Source organism: Lacrimispora sp., from assembly GCF_031982545.1.
Lineage (GTDB): Bacteria > Bacillota > Clostridia > Lachnospirales > Lachnospiraceae > Lacrimispora.
Genome location: NZ_DALYXB010000008.1, coordinates 122,940 through 140,468 on the forward strand (window position 1 = coordinate 122,940; position 17,529 = coordinate 140,468).

Consider the following 17,529-nt stretch of genomic DNA (forward strand, 5'->3'; position numbering starts at 1 on the left):
CTTTTTAGAGAAGGAGACATAAAGTGAAGAAATTTTACGATACTGTTTATTGGCTGTTTATGTCATTTTGCAAGATTGTATTCATTGCCTCGATCTGCATAACAACCTTTGTCGTATTCTGCCGCTACATACTGCATGTAACTCCTCGCTGGGGAGAGCAGGCAATTCTGCTTTGTATGGTATATATGGCATTAATCAGTGCTTCCCTTGCTGTCAGGACAGATACCCATATCCGGGTAATGCTGATTGATTTTATTCTGCCAAAACCAGTAATTGGATTTTTAAAGGCTATGAGCCATGTCTGCATCTTTGCATTCAGTCTGTTCATGATTATTTACGGGCTCCAGTTTACAAAGCTGATGCAGTCAAGCATTATGTCGGGTCTTGGATGTAAGCAGAGTGTTCTCTATGCCTCAGTTCCCATTGCCGGAGTCTGCATGCTGCTGATGCAAAGCGAACGTTTCATCCTGTATCTGTCACATATGATGGGGAAAACCCCTTCCGGCTACGAAATCACAGGAGGTGGATCAGATGGCAGGTGAGTCTGTTGCTATTATTATTTTACTCTGTACATTTTTTGGTTTTATTGCTTTTCGAATGCCGGTAGCGTATGCCATCGGGGTATCCAGCGTTCTTACCATGATGTATTTAAAACTGCCCTTGATGCAGGTGGTTCAGCTGATGGTTAAGGGAGTATTCTCCTTCTCTCTGATGGCAGTTCCCTTCTTTATTATTGCCGGAGAAATCATGGGAAAAGGAGGCATTTCTGATCGTCTCATTGATTTATCCGATGCACTGGTCGGATGGATCCGGGGTGGTCTTGCCATGGTAAACATTGTTGCATCCATGTTTTTTGGCGGAATTTCCGGTTCTTCAGCGGCAGATACGGCATCACTTGGAACCATTCTGATTCCAATGATGGTAGATCAGGGATATGATGATGACTTTGCAACCAATGTAACCATGGCAAGCTCAGTTCAGGGAATCTTAATACCTCCCAGCCATAACATGGTTATATTTGCCACAGTGGCAGGCAGTGTGTCCATTGGGCGTTTGTTTCTGGCAGGTTTTGTGCCGGGCATTGTACTTGGAATAGCGCTGATGATCTACAGCTACTATGTATCCGTTAAGAAGAATTATCCAAAAGGAGAGGCGTTTAACTTAAAACGGTTAATAAAAGTCTCCGGAGAAGCAGTCTGGGGCATGTTCACTGTTATGATCGTGGTAGTGGGCGTAGTAGCGGGTGTGTTTACTGCAACCGAATCAGCCGCAATCGCAGTTGTATGGGCATTTTTTGTATCAATCTTCATCTATCGGAAGATGAAAATCAAAGATGTATGGAATGTACTCGAAAATGCGCTGAATACCCTGGCAATTGTGTTAATTCTGATTGCTACTTCGTCTGCATTTGGCTGGCTGTTAACATATTTAAAGGTGCCGTCCATAATATCAGGAGCCATTCTTGGTATGACTACAAATAAATTCCATATTTTATTTATGATGAATATTCTGATGCTGATTTTCGGAACGATGATGGATATGAGCTGTATTATTCTGGTTCTGACTCCTATTTTACTTCCGATTGCCACCAGTGTAGGCGTGGATCCGGTTCATTTTGGCGTTATCATGATTGTAAATCTTGGAATCGGACTGATTACCCCACCGGTTGGTTCCACACTTTTTATTGGCGCGGCAATCTCCAGGATTCCTATTGAGCGGCTTTCAAAAACCCTGGTTCCTTTTTACCTGGTTATGCTGTTGGTATTGATGATTGTTACCTATTTCCCTGCATTTGTCATGTTCCTCCCAAATATGATTATGCCGGTATAAGAAGAGCAAAACAGCTGCTGCGCACATAAAAACGCAGCAGCATTTTTAACAGATTTTTTAAAAGGAGTGTTTTTAATATGGCAATTTGGAAGAATGACGAAGAAATGTTTGAACTGATGAAAGAGAAGCTATATACGCCGGTAGTAGGAGATATTCTGGATCAGATGGGATATACTCACCAGTTTTTGCCTGCCGGGATAAGACCATTACCTGCTCTTGCACCCATTGGCGGCAAGTTCAATGACGAACCAGACAATCGTTTTAAACTTGCAGGATACGCTTGTACGGTACTGGAACACGACGTATTTAAGATGCCTGAAAAACCGTTTGGATATTTAACGGAGGCTTTGGATCAACTGAAACCAAACGAGATTTATATAGCCACCGGAGCACATAACAGCGCTCTCTGGGGAGAACTTTTAACAACCACCGCAAAGGTGAGAGGGGCAGCAGGAGCAGTATTAGACGGCTACACCAGAGATACGCCCCAGGTTCTTGGATTAAACTGGCCGGTATTTGCCAGAGCCTGCTGGGCACAGGATTCCAGCGTTCGTACTTATGTCAGTGAGTTCCGCTGTCCCATTGAAATCGGACAGGTAACAATTCATGACGGGGATCTTGTATTTGGTGACATTGACGGTGTGCTCATCATTCCAAGAGAAGTTGCCAGTGAAGTACTGGAAAAGTCTCTGGAAAAGGCGACAGGTGAAAAGAAGGTCAGAAAGGCGATTGAAGAGGGTATGAGTGCTACAGAAGCATTTGCTGCCTTCGGCATATTGTAAGGAGAACGAGCGTGTTTGCATTTCAAATTCATAAAGATGACAACGTGGCAACGTCCCTTGAGCCAATTAATCCTGGAAGAGTCCTGATTCGCGGAGAAAAAATAAAGGATGAGGAGACAGCAATAGAAGAAATTCCGGTTGGACATAAGATCTCTCTTAGCACCATGCAACCTGGAGATGACATTATAAAATATGGTGTAGTTATTGGAAAAGCAACAAAAGTGATTCAGAAAGGAAGCTGGGTTCATCTTCATAATATCTGCAGTGTATACGATGAACGTTCCAGTCACTTAGATGCTGTTACTGGTGCTCCTAAGGACACCAGATATGAATAAAGGAGGGGAGTTGGTGGAGCTTAAAAATGCACGCTGGCTTGGTTATGAGCGCAGGAATGGAAATAAGGGAATCCGCAACCGTGTACTGGTTATTTATACTGTAAAATGCAGTGAATTTGTAGCGAGGCAGATTGTGGATCGAATCGCCAGCGCTGACGTGGAGCTGGTTGGATTTGATGGATGTACAGACAACCAGTATGCCGTAAACCTTCTGATCAGTCTGATCAGACACCCGAACGTAGGTGCTGTTCTTACGGTAGGCCTGGGATGTGAATATGTCCAGCCAGAGCGGCTTGCACGAATTGCTGAGGAAGAAGGAAAAGAAGCTGACTGGCTGTTTATACAGGAAGAAGGCGGGACACGCCGGTCTGTAGAAAAAGGGATTTCATTTATCCGCCGTATGCAGGAAGCCATAAAGTCTGTCCGACGGGTGGAGATGGGTTTTTCTGATCTGGTAATTGGCGCAGAATGCGGAGGAAGTGATTATACCAGCGGGCTGGCTGGCAATGTAGCAGTAGGACGTTTTTATGATTTCCTGTTTGATTGGGGCGGAACGGCGATTTTTGAAGAAATTGTGGAAGCCATTGGTTTGGAAAATTTTCTTGTTTCCAGAGGAGCCAGTGAAGCCGCCAAAAATGAAATTCAATATACTTATAGAAAAGCCCTGGATTATTGTAAGTCAGTCAGGCAGTACTCGGTCAGTCCCGGGAATTTTGCAGGGGGGCTAAGCACAATTGAGGAAAAGAGCATGGGAGCTGTTATAAAAAGCGGAAGCCGGCCGATTGAGGGTGTTTTAAAAGTTGCGCAGGCCCCTAAAAAACCAGGACTCTGGCTTTTGGATTCCACTCCTGATCCCTACTGGATGCAGTTTGGTATTACGAATCCCAATGACAATGAAGGGCTTATGGATTTAATCAGCTGTGGTGCTCATCTGGTGTTCTTAGTGACTGGAAGAGGCAATGTAGTTGGAAGCGCCGTAAGTCCCTGCATTAAAATTACCGGAAACCATCAAACTTATCTTCACATGGAAGAGGATATGGACTTTGATGCCAGTCCGGTATTAATGGGAGAATGCAGCCAGGAGGAACTTGCCCTTTCCCTTGCAGCCCTGGTAAAACGGACGGCAGAAGGAACGCTAACAAAAAGTGAGGCACTTTTTCACAGGGAGTTTTTTATTCCTTATAAATATCAGGAAAAACAGGCAGCTGTTATCAAAAGCTGTCGGAAAACAGCACAGGAGGAATAGAGATGGCAGCTTTCACAAATCAGGAGCTTGAGGAATTTTGTATATCAGACTATTATTCTTTAAAAGGAGAGACTGCAGTTGTTACAGGAGGAGCCACAGGACTGGGGCTTGCGATTACCAGATGTCTTGTCCATGCAGGCGCGAAAGTGGTGGTTCTCAGTATGGAAACACCCCTGCAGGCCGCAGCAGCCCTGGAAGAATTTGGAGATATGGCTGTATATTACCAGTTTGACATTACTCAGACAGACCAGGCACAGCATATGGCAGAACGCATCAGCCAGGAACAGGGACCGGTATCCATTCTTGTGAATAATGCCGGTAATCACTGCAAGAAATATATCTGGGAGATGAGCGTGGAAGAATATGAACAGGTGCTGAATGTTCATCTTGTAGGAGCCTTTGCGCTAACTAAGGCACTGGTGCCCCAGATGATGAAACAGCGTCATGGCAGAATTTTATTTCAGGCAAGTATGACAAGTTATATTGGTCAGCCCCAGGTTTCCGGGTATTCTACAGCAAAAGCGGGGTATTTAGGACTGATTCATACCCTTACGGCGGAGCTGGCTGAATACGGGATTACTGTAAATGCCATTGCTCCTGGCTGGATTGATACACCCATGTTTCATAAAGCCACAGACAGTGATCCGGTACGACTAGGGAAAATTATGGGGAGAATTCCGGCAAAAACAGTGGGAGATCCCATGGATGTGGGGATGTGCGCTGCTTTTTTATGCAGCAGGGCAGCCCGTTACATCAGCGGTACCTGCGTGCCGGTAGACGGCGGGGCCTTAATTGGCTTTTAGGAGAAAGGATTAGATTATGAATACGTGTTTCCATGAGGAATTATACTTAACCAATGAAACGGGCCGAATGCTGTATCACAAATATGCAGAGCCAATGCCCATCATAGACTATCACTGTCATCTCCTGCCCAGGGATATTTTTGAGAACCGGCAGTTTGAGGATCTGGGAGAAATGTGGTTGTCCGGAGATCATTATAAATGGCGTGCCATGAGAACCTTTGGAATAGATGAGAAATACATCACCGGTAAGGATACTACTTACTATGAGAAATATCTTAAATTTGCCGAAATTCTTCCCCAGCTGATTGGAAATCCAATCTACATCTGGTGCGCATTGGAACTAAAGCGTTTTTTCGGAATTGACAAACCACTTGGCTCTGCCAATGCAAAAGAGATCTATGAAATTACTAAGCAGATGATTATAAAACAGAATATGACACCGCGCTGGTGTATGGAGCATGCCAATGTAGAACTAGTCAGCACAACGGAAGACCCTATTGATGATCTGCGCTATCATATTTCCATGAAGCATGATCTGTCTTTAAAAACAAGAGTAATCACCGCATTTCGTCCCGATAAAGCCATGTTTGCAGCTGAAAAAGGGTTTCCTTTCTATATTATGTCCCTGGCTGAAGCGGCAGGGATGAATATTGATTCCTTTAAAACTATGGGTAAAGCTTTGGAAAAGCGTCTCAGATTTTTCAAAGATACGACCGGAACTACGGTATCCGATCATGGCATACCGGACTTCACCTGGGAGAATAGCACAGAAGAAGAAATAGAAAGAATTTTTGATAAAGCCATAAAAGGAGAGACAATAACCAAATCAGAGGATAACAAGTACAGAAGTGCTTTTCTACTTGAAATGGGAAAGCTATACTGTAATTATGGATTTGTGATGCAGCTTCATATTGGTACATACTTAAATGCAAACCGGAGGTATGTAAAAGAGGTTGGGCCGAGTACCGGTTTTGATTGTGCAGATGATTCAACAAAGGTACAGAGTGTAGGCGAACTTTTAAATCATCTCAATGAAATTGATCTTCTTCCAAAGACTATTTTATACTGTTTAGATGGAACAAATACAGAAAATTATGCTATACTTGCTGCAGGGTTTTGTGAAAAGGCGACTCGGGCCAAAGTGCAGCTGGGGGCTCCCTGGTGGTTTCATGATCAGAGCTATGGAATTGAACGTCAGTTAAAGTCAGCAGCCAATCTGTATCCGGTCAGTCTTTCCGCAGGGATGCTCACAGACAGCAGAAGCTTTTTATCTTATCCCCGTCATGAATTATACCGTAGAGTTCTTTGCAATTATTTTGGTGAACTGGTAGAGCGGGGAGAATATTTTGGTGGAGAGGAAGAGCTGTCAAAGATAATTCAGAATATCTGCTATTATAATGCAAAGGAGTATTTTGGATTTTCCTGATCGTTCAAAGGCCCTGAGTTTCATTTGATTAATATAAGAATAGATACAAGGAGGAGCCTGATGATGAAAAGGGCCACGATTAAAGACATAGCAAGCATGGCAGGAGTATCCATCGGTACGGTGCATCTGGCATTAAATCATAAGCCGGGAGTAGGAGAAGCGACCAGGGAAAAAATAATAGCATTGGCAAAGGAGATGGACTACCATCCCAATGCAGTAGCGGCTTCTTTAAAAAGAAAGACACTGCGCATTGCTGCCTGTTTTCCCGGCGTAGATGAGGATAACCGATTTTACTATCCCCAGCTTTGGAATGGTATGCGAACCTATGTAAACACCTTGTATGATTATAAAATAAGCTGCAGGGAGTTCCCGTATCCGGAAAACCAGAAGTGCGGATCAACGGACGATGACAGGGATTTGGCGCTTCGCGAGCTGACACAGCTTCTGGAAGCAGGTGAACTTGATGGACTGGTAATACAGGGCAACAGCTGCCCTTATGAGCCACAACAGCTTCGCAGGTATACGGATGGGGGTCTTGCGTTAGCTCTTGTAGATACGGATATTTTAGAAAGCGGCCGCTTGTGCTGTGTTGCGGCTGACTATGATAGTATCGGAAGAACCATGGCAGAACAGCTTTTAGGGAGAATACCATTCTGCGGCAGCGTCCTGTTATGTGCGGGCAGAAAAGAATATCCGTCTCATCGTCTGATTGAAAAGGGATTTGAAGATTATATGAAAGAAAACTGCCATAGAAATCTGGTTTATAAAGAACATTCCAACCAGATCGATGAGGAATCTTATAAAAATATACTGGACTATATTAACCGTCCGGATGTAGCTGGAGCATGCTGTGTCTCTTCCAGATCAAGCGTTATGCTTGGACGGGCTCTTGAAGAAAGCGGCAGATCCAAAGATCTTGTGGCAATAGGCAGTGACCTGTTTCCTGAAAATAAGGAATTTTTAAGAAGGGGAACTTTCCAGAATCTGGTTCAGAAAAATCCCTATGCCCAATCTTTTATGGCAACCAAATTTCTCATGGATTATCTGCTTCGGGATGCCATCCCGGATGAACTTTTTGTGGTTGGAAGTCAAATGATTTTTAGAAGTAATATGTCACTATATGAAAAAAATTCACTGCGCTTTTTGGAGTAAGTGCAGGTTTTAAGGAGCTGCAATACATGATGGAACAATCAATGCTAAATGGCCGTATGCTGACCGGTGGTGCGGGAAATAGGGATCTTTATAATACACAGCTTTTGTATTTTACCTCATCATCCATCAGCGAGAAAGACGAGAAGATCTATATGATCTGTGACGAAGGAGGAAACCCCAATGTCATGGTCAAAGATTTACTGACAGGTGAGGAACGGTTTCTGACTGAGAATAAAAAAGGGATTTTAAAAAGCTATGTGTATTTTGACGGCACATTAGGTCAGGGGCTGGGAAAAGCCAGTGTGTGCCTGGACAGCAAAAGGGATGTGGTTTACTTTATCCAGGATGATAAGATCTGCAAGGCAGATTTAACCGGTACTGTTACTGTTTTAAATACCGTGCCGGAAGGAAGAATGACCGCATTCACCCATGCCAGTTCAGATGGAAAATATCTCTGTGTTCCCATGACAGATGGCAGATGCCTGGATTTTGATCCGGAAACGGAGGGTTCCGGACTGGACAAAAGACCAGCTTATGATATTGATGGACGCGTTCAGGAAGAAAATTTGAACAGTTACTTATGTGTCTATGATACTAATACCGGCGATATGGTGTATGAGAAAGTGGTAGAAAAGTGCTGGATTACCCATGTACAGTTTCACCCGCAAGATTCTGATCTGATTATGTATAATCACGAATGGGCCTCTTTTGACTGTGGAATTCGGAGAATCTGGCTTTATGACCATAGTCAGGATACGCTGACCCCTGTAAGAAGGGAAGGAAGTGATACACTGGGTAGTACTGGAGGCTATTTAAGAAGCAGAAACGACTGGGTCTGCCACGAGATGTGGAGTGACGACGGGACAAGTATTATCTATCATGGAGGCTATGCAGGAGGTCCGGCCATGGTTGGCAAATATGAGCTGGGTACCGGGAAATACTGGGAGATTGCCCTTCCTGACAGTTATAATGCTTATGGACATTTCACCATGGATCATGCCGGTAATCTGGTGTGCGACGGATACTTTAAATATCCATGGGAAGTTAAAAAAACAAGGGAAAACAGTACGGATAATGGACCGGATCCTCATAAAAAAGATGCGGAATACATCTGCCGGGTACTGGTCGACTGGGAGGGTGGAGAACTGAAATGGATTCCCCTTTGTAAGCATGAAAGTGACTGGCTGGGACAGGATGCCCATCCCCATCCGATATACAGTCACTCTGGAGATCGGATATTTTTTAACAGCCGCTGGAATCAGAATGTAAATGTTTACTGTGTGTCTTCCACGGAGCCGTTAAACCGATAAAAGTTATAAAGCAGGCATCAGATCGTCGGAAAATGACGAATGATTGATGCCTGTTTTTTCATCCTTCTGTTAAATATAAGCACCTTATGGTATGATAGGTAAAAAGAGAAAGGAGAAAGAAGGATGAAATTCTTTCATTTGTCCGATTTACATATTGGCAAACAGTTAAATGGTTACAGCCTGAAAGAAAATCAGGAGGCTGTACTAAACCAGATTGTTAATTATGCAGTTACTGAAAAACCCGATGTAATATTAATCTGCGGTGATATCTATGATAAGACAGCTCCTTCGGCAGAAGCTTATACCCTGTTTGGGGGATTTTTAAATGCCCTATCCATGATCCGGCCGCAGCCTTCCGTTCTCATTATTGCAGGGAACCACGATTCTCCGGAACGGCTTTCCTATGCAGGTTCCTTCCTGGAGAAACATTCCATTCATTTGTCGGTGATGCCGCCTCAAAATCAGAACGAATACTTAAAAAAGGTGGTGCTATCCGATCAATACGGTCCGGTTAATTTCTATCTGATGCCTTTTCTAAAGCCGGGTTACGTAAGAAATTTATTTCCCGACAGTCAGCCGGAGGGATATGAAAATGCCATTAAAGAGGTTCTTACAAGAGAAGCCATTGACACCAGGGAGCGGAATGTTCTTTTGTCCCATCAGTTCTATACTGGGGGAAGCACAGACCCGGAAACCTGTGAATCGGAACAGGCGGTCATAATGGCAGGCGGTCTGGACCGGGTAAATGTTTCCGTGCTTCCTCCCTTCGACTATGTAGCACTGGGGCATCTTCATGGTCCCCAAAAGGTCTCAACAGACTGGATCCGTTACTGCGGGACTCCTTTCAAATATTCCATCAGTGAGGAACACCACAGAAAAGGGATCACTGTCATAGAAATGGGAGCAAAAGGGGAATTACCTGCTTGTGAAGTTCTTCCTCTTGGCGGAATTCAGGATGTAAGGCGTGAGAGAGGGACACTAAAAGAGGTTCTAAGCCGTGCAGATGATAAAAACCGGCATGATTTTGTAAGTGTCACGCTGACCGATGAGGATGAGCCATACCGGATCAGGGAACAGTTAAAGGAAGTTTATGATTATCTGCTGGAACTGAAAGTGGATAATGTGCGCACCAGGGAAAAGATGATGGAGGAAGAGGAGCGTGTATCTGTATTAAACCCACTGGAAGCGTTCCAGCAGTTTTATAAGGCTGTAAGCGGGGAAGAGATGACGAAGGAAGCTTATGAGGCCATGGAAAAAATTGTGCAGGAAGCAAAGGAGGAGGAAGGATTATGAAACCGCTGAAACTGACCATGTCGGCATTTGGTTCCTACAAAGATATGGAAACGGTGGATTTTCAGATTGCAGGTCATGGGATTTTTCTCATTACGGGAGACACCGGCTCTGGAAAAACTACAATATTTGATGCTGTTTCCTATGCTCTTTTTGGAGAAACCAGCGGACAGCGAAGAGAACCCTCCATGATGCGCAGCCAGTATGCAGACGATTACAGGGAGACTTTCGTTACCTTCCGCTTTTTAGAACAGGGGGAAACCTATGAAATTACAAGAAGTCCTTCCTATTTAAGAAGCAGTAAGAGGAAAAACAAAGACGGAGAATATACAAAAATCTCAGTTCCTGCAAAAGCTTCCCTGATTCTTCCAACCGGACTTGAATTTGCCGGAAATATCCGGGATATCAACCAGAAGATAGAAGAGATTATTGGAGTGGATTTAAGTCAGTTTTCCCAGATTGCAATGATTGCACAGGGAGACTATTTAAAGCTTCTTCTGGCCACTTCCAAAGAAAGAAAAGAAATCTTTTCCAGAATTTTCAATACCGGAATTTACAGCCGGATTCAGTATAAGTTAAAAGAAAAAAATAATTTCTATGCAGGAAAGCTGGAGGACAACAGGAAGCTTTGCGCTCATGAGACAGGAAATCTGGAGCTTTTGCAGGACAGCATACATAAAGACCAGTGGTTTTTGCTGCTGGAATTTCCAGAGACGAAAATAGAGGAGATCATAAATCAGGTATCTGTTATCCTGGATGAAATCTACGGAAAAGAAAAACAGCTTTCTGAGAAGAGGGAAATAAGCAGTGAAACTCTTTCCAGTGTGGAACGTAAACGAAATCAGGCTATGGAACAGAACCGGCTGTTTGATAAATTAAGAGAAGCCGCTGACCGCATGGAGGCACTGAGGCTTCAGAGTGAGGACTGGGAGCTTAAAAGAGAACGCCTTGCCATAGGTGAACGGGCAGAAAAAGTTTATACGGCAGAGATTCAGTATAAGGACAGAAAAAATGACTGGGAAGCAGCCGGGAAACGGGAAGGAGAGCTTGAGAAAGAGCTTAAAAAGGCAGGGGAAATACTTGCCGTAGTAAAGAAAGCTGCGGTGGAAACCCAGGAAGCATCAGAAAAAGAAGTTCCAAAGCTTACTATTTTATTAGACAGGCTTAATTCTTCCATGCCTCTGTACCAGGACTGGAAGAAGACGGAAGAACTATGCCGGATCAAAAAAAGTATTGAGGAGGAATCCCGGAAGCAGTTTTTAGAAGCAGAAAAAGAACTGGAAAGAGTCAGCCTGCGATTAAAAGAATATGAAAGAAGGCAGGAGTCTCTGACAGCAGCAGCTGCAAAACTTTCTGACTTAAAAGAACTTGCAGGCCAGTATACGAGAAAGGAAGAAGCTTTAAAGAACCTTCTGCAGGCATTAAAACAGTACAGGGAAGTTCTGTTGGAAGTATCCCAATTAAGGGTTTCTGAGAAGGAGGCGCAGACCGAATACGAAGAAGCACAATCCAGATATGCCATTCTCTATCAAAGCTTTTTTGAACATCAGGCAGGTCTGCTGGCAAAGGATTTAAATGAAGGGACCGCATGTCCTGTATGTGGCTCCATCCACCACCCGCAGAAAGCGAAGTTTTATGATGACAGTATCACAGCTGAAATGGTAGATGAAGCCAGGATTAAGAGAGACCAGGCAAATGAACGACGATCTGAAGCAGCACTTCTTACGATACGAAGATATGAAAGCTGCCGGCACCAGGAAGAATGGATTAAGAAAGAAGCCAGTTTATGGTTTGATCCATGCATTGATTTGGATTTAATGGAGGAGCGTTTTTTGCTCGAAGAGAAGGAAACACAGGTTCTGCTAATGAAAGCAGGGGAGGAAGAAAAGAAAGCGAAAGAAGCAGAAGCCGGTTTAAAGGAACTGATTGAAGACAGGCAAACGGATGCGCTTCGTATGGCAGAGCTGGAGCAGGTAAGAGAGAGACTGCGGACTGAGTGGCAGGATAAGAAAGTGGAGAATTCAGCTTTATTTGCACAGCGGGAACAATTAGAAAAGAATCTTCCTTACCCAGATGAGAAGCAGGCCGAAGTTCAGCTGGAAAAATTAAAAAACAGGAGAGAACTTTTGCTGGCCCAGGAGAAACAGGCTAATGAAAGGTTTCTTCTGTTATCAGAAGAGGAACAGGAGAAGAGAGGCCGTCTTGCTTCATTAAAAGAGAACAGAGAGACCCTTCTAAGGGCGCAGGAGAGTTCAAAAGAGGCTTATGATTCCCTGCTTACCGAACTGGGATTTTCTGACGAAACAGACTATCAGAAGGCAAAGATGTCTTCGGAACAGAGGACAGTCTGGCAGCAGGAAATACGTAGCTATGAGGAGGCGTGTCTCACTGCCAGGACGATTTTTAACCAGTACGAAGAAGAGACAAAAGGCAGGGAAAGAATCGATACATCACACTGGGATGAAGAGGCTGTCGTCTTAAGGGAAGAACAAAAACTACTCCAGTTAAAACTGGCAGAAATAGCAGGGATCAAAAGCCGGACTGAGCGGACAGAGAGTAATTTAAAAAAACTTTTTAAGGAACGGAAAGAACTTGAGAAGCAATACCAGCTGTATCATAGTTTAAACCAGACAGCCAATGGAAAGCTTTCCGTCAGTCTGGATTTTCAGACCTATGTGCAGCGTCAGTACTTTAATCAGATGGTTTATGCCGCCAATAAGCGGTTAAAAATCATGTCTGACGGTGAGTTTTTACTGCAGTGCCGGGATTTAAATGCACTGGGAAAACAGGGGGAGGTTGGACTGGATCTTGACGTGTACAGCCTGTCGACCGGGCAGTTGCGCGATGTGAAAACATTGTCTGGAGGAGAATCTTTCATGGCAGCACTCGCCATGGCTCTTGGAATGGCAGATATTATTCAAAGAACAGCAGGAAATGTGCGGATGGATGCCATGTTTATTGATGAAGGCTTCGGATCCTTAGATGAGGAATCCAGATTAAGAGCAGTACGGATCCTTTTGGAACTTGCGGGAGAACACAGACTTATAGGAATTATTTCCCATGTAAGTGAATTAAAAGAACAGATTGATAAGAAGCTGATCGTTTTCAAAAACGAGAGTGGCAGTAAAATCCGGTGGGAGCTGGATCACCTGTCCTGCCTTTGATCAGTGGTGGAAGCGGGAGACTGGGAACTAAAAAGTCAGTTTTCCCGCTTGCTTTTTTCGCTATTCTCTTATTTTTTTCTGGCCCTCAAACAGCAGATTCAGCAGGTTATCGAAGTCCTGGTCCCCCAGTGGTTCCAGCTCTGTGATCAGTTCATGAAGCAGGATGGGGTTTGGATTTTCTTCATCAAAAAATTCCCTTGGCGATATCCCTAAATATTCACAAATCAATAGAAAGTGGTCCATTGATGGTGTGTTGTTTCTGGATTCTATATCGCTGATGTAATCTTCCGCCTGTCCCAGTGAAAGACTCATTTCTCTGGCTGATATGCCTTTTTTAGTCCGAAGCTGTGCCAGCCTTAACGGTATGTAATTTTCATCCATTGGTATCATTCTCCTTCCAAAAACTTAATATTATAATTATAGAAGACTATTGGCTATGATTCAATAGAAAACAGATATTATTTTTTTTATTATGTAAATTTTCGCAAAAATAATGTTTGTTTATTAAGCGCAAATCGGGTAATAAAGGAATAGACGTAACACCTGTTTTGTTTTATAATGGATAGGATCATGCAAGAGGGAATCCGCAGTTAGAAAGGAAGATACCATGTTAAAGTGTGAAAGAACCAGTGTTATGAACATAGAAAACGCCATACGTGGTGCAAGAAACCCAATGAACAGCTGGGACCGTATGGACAGCGAGTATAATGAGGAAGGGGAGTACATACTGGGACCAAATGATCTGGGGCTTGCCAGACGGCTAAGAAAAGCTGGCAGCGATCATAGAAAATTTATCCGGCAGATCTTTGTTTCGGTAGATGTGACTGCTCCTATATACTGGTGGAAGGAATACGATACCTATAAGGTATCTACTGTAGCGAATTCTACAAGTACCATGCATAAGATGCATTCAAAACCATTTGATATGGACGATTTCAGCCATGATCATATGACAGAGGGAACCCTTGCCTTTATGGGAAGTGTTGTGGAAGAATTAGAGAAGATTCGACTGCGTTATATAGAAACAAAGAACAAGGAAGACTGGTATGACATGATCCAGCTTCTCCCCTCCAGCTACAATCAGATGCGTACCTGTACATTAAATTATGAAACTTTAATCAACATTTATTTTGCAAGAAGAAGCCACAAATTAAAGGAATGGCATACATTCTGCAGTTGGATCGAAAGCCTTCCTTACGCAAAGGAGCTGATCCTTGCAGAGGAAGAATAAAAGGTGGACATGCTTATGAATTTAATAGTAGCAGTGGATAAAAACTGGTCCATTGGGAACCAGGGGCAGCTTCTGGTATCCATACCTGAGGATAAGCGGATGTTCCGTGAGGAAACTCTTGGAAAAGTTATTATCATGGGTCGCAAGACATTGGAGAGTTTTCCGGGAAAACAGCCATTATATGGAAGAACCAATATCGTACTTACCAGAAATACTGATTATAAGGTGAAAGGCGCTACCATCTGCCACAGCATAGAAGAAGTGATGAAAGAGCTTGAAAAGCATCCTGGAAAAGAATGTTTTGTTATTGGCGGTCAGAGTATCTATGAACAGTTCCTTCCGTATTGCCATACAGCTCATGTGACATATATAGACTATGCATACAGTGCAGATACCCATTTCCCCAATCTGGATCAGGATACCGGCTGGGAGATGTGTGCTGAAAGTGAAGAACAGACATACTTTAATTTGTGTTATACGTTCCGCATGTACCAGAGGACTGGTCAATCGATAAAAAAATAATGATATTTTTTAATACGTATTGTCTTTGATATTTAAAAATGATAATATGGAACGAGTACCATTTCACCTGATTGTCAGGATGGCTTTCAGGAACGGTGCAAAGGTATATTCACGAAGACATTAGGAGGATGAAGATGTACAGGATTTTAAAAGCAGAGATGTTAGCTGACAAGATCTATCTGATGGATGTGGAAGCACCCCGGATTGCCAAAGCCTGCCAGCCTGGAGAATTTGTTATCGTAAAGATGGATGACAGAGGGGAGCGTATTCCGCTCACCATCTGTGATTATAACCGTGACAAAGGGTCAATTACCATTGTATTTCAGACAGTGGGTGCCAGCACGGAAAAGATGGCTGTTCTAAAAACAGGGGACAGCTTTGAGGATGTAGTAGGACCTTTAGGGAATGCATCTGAATTTGTAGAAGAAGATTTGGAAGAAGTAAAGAAACGGAACTATTTATTTGTAGCCGGTGGTGTTGGAACTGCTCCTGTTTATCCTCAGGTAAAATGGATGAGGGAGCACGGAATATCGGTTGATGTAATCGTAGGCGCAAAGACAAAGGATCTGCTGATCTTAGAAGATGCCATGAGAGAACAGGCCGGCAATTTATATGTGACCACGGATGACGGTTCCTATGAGAGAAAAGGAATGGTTACCGAAGTAATTAAGGATCTTGTGAATAATCAGGGAAAGCAGTACGATGTCTGTGTTGCCATAGGGCCCATGATTATGATGAAGTTTACCTGTCTTTTAACAAAGGAATTAGGAATTCCAACCGTTGTCAGCTTAAACCCTGTCATGGTAGACGGTACAGGAATGTGCGGAGCCTGCCGTATCACTGTTGGGGACGAAGTCAAATTTGCCTGCGTGGATGGCCCGGAATTTGACGGCCATAAAGTGAATTTTGACGAGGCCATGAAACGTCAGATGATGTATAAGAGCGAAGAAGGGCGTGCAATTTTAAAAACCCAGGAAGGCGATACTCATCATGGCGGCTGCGGACAGTGTGGAGGTGACAACTAATGGACGTTTTAAAGAAAGTACCAGTCAGAGAACAGGATCCAAAAGTAAGAGCGACAAACTTTGAAGAAGTATGTCTTGGATATAATGAAGAAGAAGCAAGAGAAGAGGCCAGCCGCTGCATTCAGTGCAAAAATCCCAAGTGCGTAAAGGGCTGTCCTGTATCCATTAATATACCTGGATTTATTAAAGAGGTGGAAGAGGGCAATATTGAGGAAGCTGCAAAAGTGATCGCGTTATCCTCAGCACTTCCGGCGGTATGCGGACGTGTATGTCCCCAGGAGAGTCAGTGTGAAGGTCAGTGCATCCGCGGAATTAAGGGAGAACCGGTTTCTATCGGCAAGCTGGAGCGGTTCGTTGCAGACTGGTCCAGAGAGCATGGTATTGTTCCGGAAGCACCTGAAAAAACCAATGGAAAGAAAGTGGCAGTCATTGGTTCCGGCCCTTCTGGTCTTACCTGTGCAGGAGATCTTGCAAAGCTGGGATATGAAGTTACAATATTTGAAGCACTTCATGAGCCGGGCGGTGTACTTACTTATGGTATTCCTGAGTTCCGTCTTCCAAAAGACGGCGTAGTACAGCCGGAGATCGATAACGTCAGAAAGCTGGGCGTTAAGATTGAGACCAATGTAATCGTTGGAAAGTCTGTGACTATTGATGAACTTCTTGATGAAGAAGGGTTCCAGGCTGTATTCATCGGTTCAGGAGCCGGACTTCCCATGTTCATGGGAATTCCCGGAGAGAATGCCAATGGTGTATTCTCCGCCAATGAATACTTAACAAGAAGTAACTTAATGAAGGCATTCCGTGACGACTACGATACCCCAATTGTAGCAGGTAAAAAGGTGGCAGTTGTCGGCGGTGGCAATGTTGCCATGGACGCAGCCAGAACCGCTCTTCGTCTTGGCGCTGAGGTGCATGTTGTTTACAGACGAAGCGAGGCGGAACTTCCTGCAAGAGCGGAAGAAGTCCATCATGCAAAAGAAGAAGGAATTATTTTTAATCTTCTGTCAAACCCCATTGAGATTCTCACCGATGAGAAGGGCTGGGTAAGCGGAATGAAATGTATCAGAATGGAACTTGGAGAACCGGATGCTTCCGGCAGAAGAAGACCTGTAGAGGTGAAAGGATCTGAATTTGTCATTGATGTAGATACTGTCATCATGTCACTGGGAACATCCCCCAATCCTTTAATATCCAATACCACCAGGGGACTGGATATTAATAAGCGCAGATGTATTATTGCAGAGGAGTCTACAGGAAAGACAAGCAAGGAAGGCGTATATGCGGGAGGAGATGCAGTGACAGGTGCTGCAACTGTAATCCTGGCCATGGAAGCCGGACGTGCTGGTGCAAGAGGAATTGACGAATATCTTTCTGCCAGGAATTAATCCGGACAGATCAGGGCTGCCGCTC

General features: G+C 43.9%; 16 protein-coding genes. 15 read left to right on the forward strand and 1 reads right to left on the reverse strand.

The genetic code is table 11. The features are described 5' to 3' along the window. Nucleotides 1-23: 23 nt before the first annotated feature. From ABS301_RS14680 to ABS301_RS14730, 11 genes are all read left to right on the forward strand, one after another. On the forward strand, nucleotides 24-542 hold the full coding sequence (locus tag ABS301_RS14680) for a TRAP transporter small permease (RefSeq protein ID WP_349672931.1): 519 nt from the start codon (nucleotides 24-26) through the stop codon (nucleotides 540-542). Next, nucleotides 532-1,830 (forward strand): TRAP transporter large permease, encoded by a 1,299-nt coding sequence (locus ABS301_RS14685; RefSeq protein ID WP_349672932.1) that lies wholly within the window; start codon nucleotides 532-534, stop codon nucleotides 1,828-1,830. The genes ABS301_RS14680 and ABS301_RS14685 overlap by 11 nt, the downstream gene beginning before the upstream one ends. A gap of 77 nt (nucleotides 1,831-1,907) precedes the next feature. Beyond that, entirely contained in the window at nucleotides 1,908-2,612 is a 705-nt protein-coding gene (locus ABS301_RS14690; protein WP_349672933.1) for an RraA family protein, read from the forward strand. An 11-nt stretch (nucleotides 2,613-2,623) separates the two neighbouring features. Continuing rightward, nucleotides 2,624-2,947 (forward strand): UxaA family hydrolase, encoded by a 324-nt coding sequence (locus tag ABS301_RS14695; RefSeq protein WP_349672934.1) that lies wholly within the window; start codon nucleotides 2,624-2,626, stop codon nucleotides 2,945-2,947. After that, nucleotides 2,940-4,193: a UxaA family hydrolase gene (locus tag ABS301_RS14700; protein WP_349672935.1), complete on the forward strand. Its 1,254-nt coding sequence runs from the start codon at nucleotides 2,940-2,942 to the stop codon at nucleotides 4,191-4,193. Before ABS301_RS14695 ends, ABS301_RS14700 begins: the two co-directional genes overlap by 8 nt. Before the next feature lie 2 nt (nucleotides 4,194-4,195). Continuing rightward, nucleotides 4,196-4,996, forward strand: a complete 801-nt coding sequence (locus ABS301_RS14705) for an SDR family NAD(P)-dependent oxidoreductase (protein WP_349672936.1) — start codon at nucleotides 4,196-4,198, stop codon at nucleotides 4,994-4,996. 16 nt (nucleotides 4,997-5,012) lie between these two features. After that, entirely contained in the window at nucleotides 5,013-6,422 is a 1,410-nt protein-coding gene (uxaC, locus tag ABS301_RS14710) for a glucuronate isomerase (RefSeq protein ID WP_502877968.1), read from the forward strand. Nucleotides 6,423-6,482: 60 nt separating this feature from the next. Next, nucleotides 6,483-7,574 (forward strand): LacI family DNA-binding transcriptional regulator, encoded by a 1,092-nt coding sequence (locus tag ABS301_RS14715; protein ID WP_349672937.1) that lies wholly within the window; start codon nucleotides 6,483-6,485, stop codon nucleotides 7,572-7,574. Nucleotides 7,575-7,600: 26 nt separating this feature from the next. Then, complete coding sequence (locus ABS301_RS14720) at nucleotides 7,601-8,884, forward strand: hypothetical protein (protein ID WP_349672938.1); 1,284 nt, start codon at nucleotides 7,601-7,603, stop codon at nucleotides 8,882-8,884. A gap of 123 nt (nucleotides 8,885-9,007) precedes the next feature. Beyond that, entirely contained in the window at nucleotides 9,008-10,177 is a 1,170-nt protein-coding gene (locus ABS301_RS14725) for an exonuclease SbcCD subunit D (RefSeq protein ID WP_349672939.1), read from the forward strand. Then, entirely contained in the window at nucleotides 10,174-13,338 is a 3,165-nt protein-coding gene (locus tag ABS301_RS14730; protein WP_349672940.1) for an AAA family ATPase, read from the forward strand. The genes ABS301_RS14725 and ABS301_RS14730 overlap by 4 nt, the downstream gene beginning before the upstream one ends. Before the next feature lie 60 nt (nucleotides 13,339-13,398). On the opposite strand, the gene ABS301_RS14735 is transcribed toward ABS301_RS14730, so the two are convergent. Continuing rightward, nucleotides 13,399-13,719 carry a helix-turn-helix domain-containing protein gene (locus ABS301_RS14735; RefSeq protein ID WP_349672941.1) on the reverse strand — a complete coding sequence of 107 codons (321 nt, stop codon included), beginning with the start codon at nucleotides 13,717-13,719 and terminating at the stop codon, nucleotides 13,399-13,401. 226 nt (nucleotides 13,720-13,945) lie between these two features. Between ABS301_RS14735 and ABS301_RS14740 the strand changes: the two genes are divergently transcribed. From ABS301_RS14740 to gltA, 4 genes are all read left to right on the forward strand, one after another. Then, the gene (locus tag ABS301_RS14740; protein ID WP_349672942.1) at nucleotides 13,946-14,569 is read left to right on the forward strand and encodes a hypothetical protein; all 624 of its coding nucleotides are present in this window, start codon (nucleotides 13,946-13,948) and stop codon (nucleotides 14,567-14,569) included. Nucleotides 14,570-14,584: 15 nt separating this feature from the next. Next, the gene (locus ABS301_RS14745; protein WP_349672943.1) at nucleotides 14,585-15,091 is read left to right on the forward strand and encodes a dihydrofolate reductase; all 507 of its coding nucleotides are present in this window, start codon (nucleotides 14,585-14,587) and stop codon (nucleotides 15,089-15,091) included. Between the two features lie 134 nt (nucleotides 15,092-15,225). Continuing rightward, a complete protein-coding gene (locus tag ABS301_RS14750) occupies nucleotides 15,226-16,116 on the forward strand; it encodes a sulfide/dihydroorotate dehydrogenase-like FAD/NAD-binding protein (protein ID WP_349672944.1) in 891 nt (296 codons plus the stop codon). Continuing rightward, complete coding sequence (gltA, locus tag ABS301_RS14755) at nucleotides 16,116-17,504, forward strand: NADPH-dependent glutamate synthase (protein WP_349672945.1); 1,389 nt, start codon at nucleotides 16,116-16,118, stop codon at nucleotides 17,502-17,504. Before ABS301_RS14750 ends, gltA begins: the two co-directional genes overlap by 1 nt. Nucleotides 17,505-17,529: the final 25 nt, after the last annotated feature.

Excerpts from the sequence above, each read along its gene's own strand:
- ABS301_RS14685 (WP_349672932.1), top strand. The coding sequence starts at position 532 with ATGGCAGGTGAGTCTGTTGCTATTATTATTTTACTCTGTACATTTTTT.
- ABS301_RS14690 (WP_349672933.1), top strand. The coding sequence starts at position 1,908 with ATGGCAATTTGGAAGAATGACGAAGAAATGTTTGAACTGATGAAAGAG.
- ABS301_RS14700 (WP_349672935.1), top strand. The coding sequence starts at position 2,940 with ATGAATAAAGGAGGGGAGTTGGTGGAGCTTAAAAATGCACGCTGGCTT.
- ABS301_RS14705 (WP_349672936.1), top strand. The coding sequence starts at position 4,196 with ATGGCAGCTTTCACAAATCAGGAGCTTGAGGAATTTTGTATATCAGAC.
- uxaC (WP_502877968.1), top strand. The coding sequence starts at position 5,013 with ATGAATACGTGTTTCCATGAGGAATTATACTTAACCAATGAAACGGGC.
- ABS301_RS14715 (WP_349672937.1), top strand. The coding sequence starts at position 6,483 with ATGATGAAAAGGGCCACGATTAAAGACATAGCAAGCATGGCAGGAGTA.
- ABS301_RS14720 (WP_349672938.1), top strand. The coding sequence starts at position 7,601 with ATGATGGAACAATCAATGCTAAATGGCCGTATGCTGACCGGTGGTGCG.
- ABS301_RS14725 (WP_349672939.1), top strand. The coding sequence starts at position 9,008 with ATGAAATTCTTTCATTTGTCCGATTTACATATTGGCAAACAGTTAAAT.
- ABS301_RS14730 (WP_349672940.1), top strand. The coding sequence starts at position 10,174 with ATGAAACCGCTGAAACTGACCATGTCGGCATTTGGTTCCTACAAAGAT.
- ABS301_RS14735 (WP_349672941.1), bottom strand. The coding sequence starts at position 13,719 with ATGGATGAAAATTACATACCGTTAAGGCTGGCACAGCTTCGGACTAAA.
- ABS301_RS14740 (WP_349672942.1), top strand. The coding sequence starts at position 13,946 with ATGTTAAAGTGTGAAAGAACCAGTGTTATGAACATAGAAAACGCCATA.
- ABS301_RS14745 (WP_349672943.1), top strand. The coding sequence starts at position 14,585 with ATGAATTTAATAGTAGCAGTGGATAAAAACTGGTCCATTGGGAACCAG.
- ABS301_RS14750 (WP_349672944.1), top strand. The coding sequence starts at position 15,226 with ATGTACAGGATTTTAAAAGCAGAGATGTTAGCTGACAAGATCTATCTG.
- gltA (WP_349672945.1), top strand. The coding sequence starts at position 16,116 with ATGGACGTTTTAAAGAAAGTACCAGTCAGAGAACAGGATCCAAAAGTA.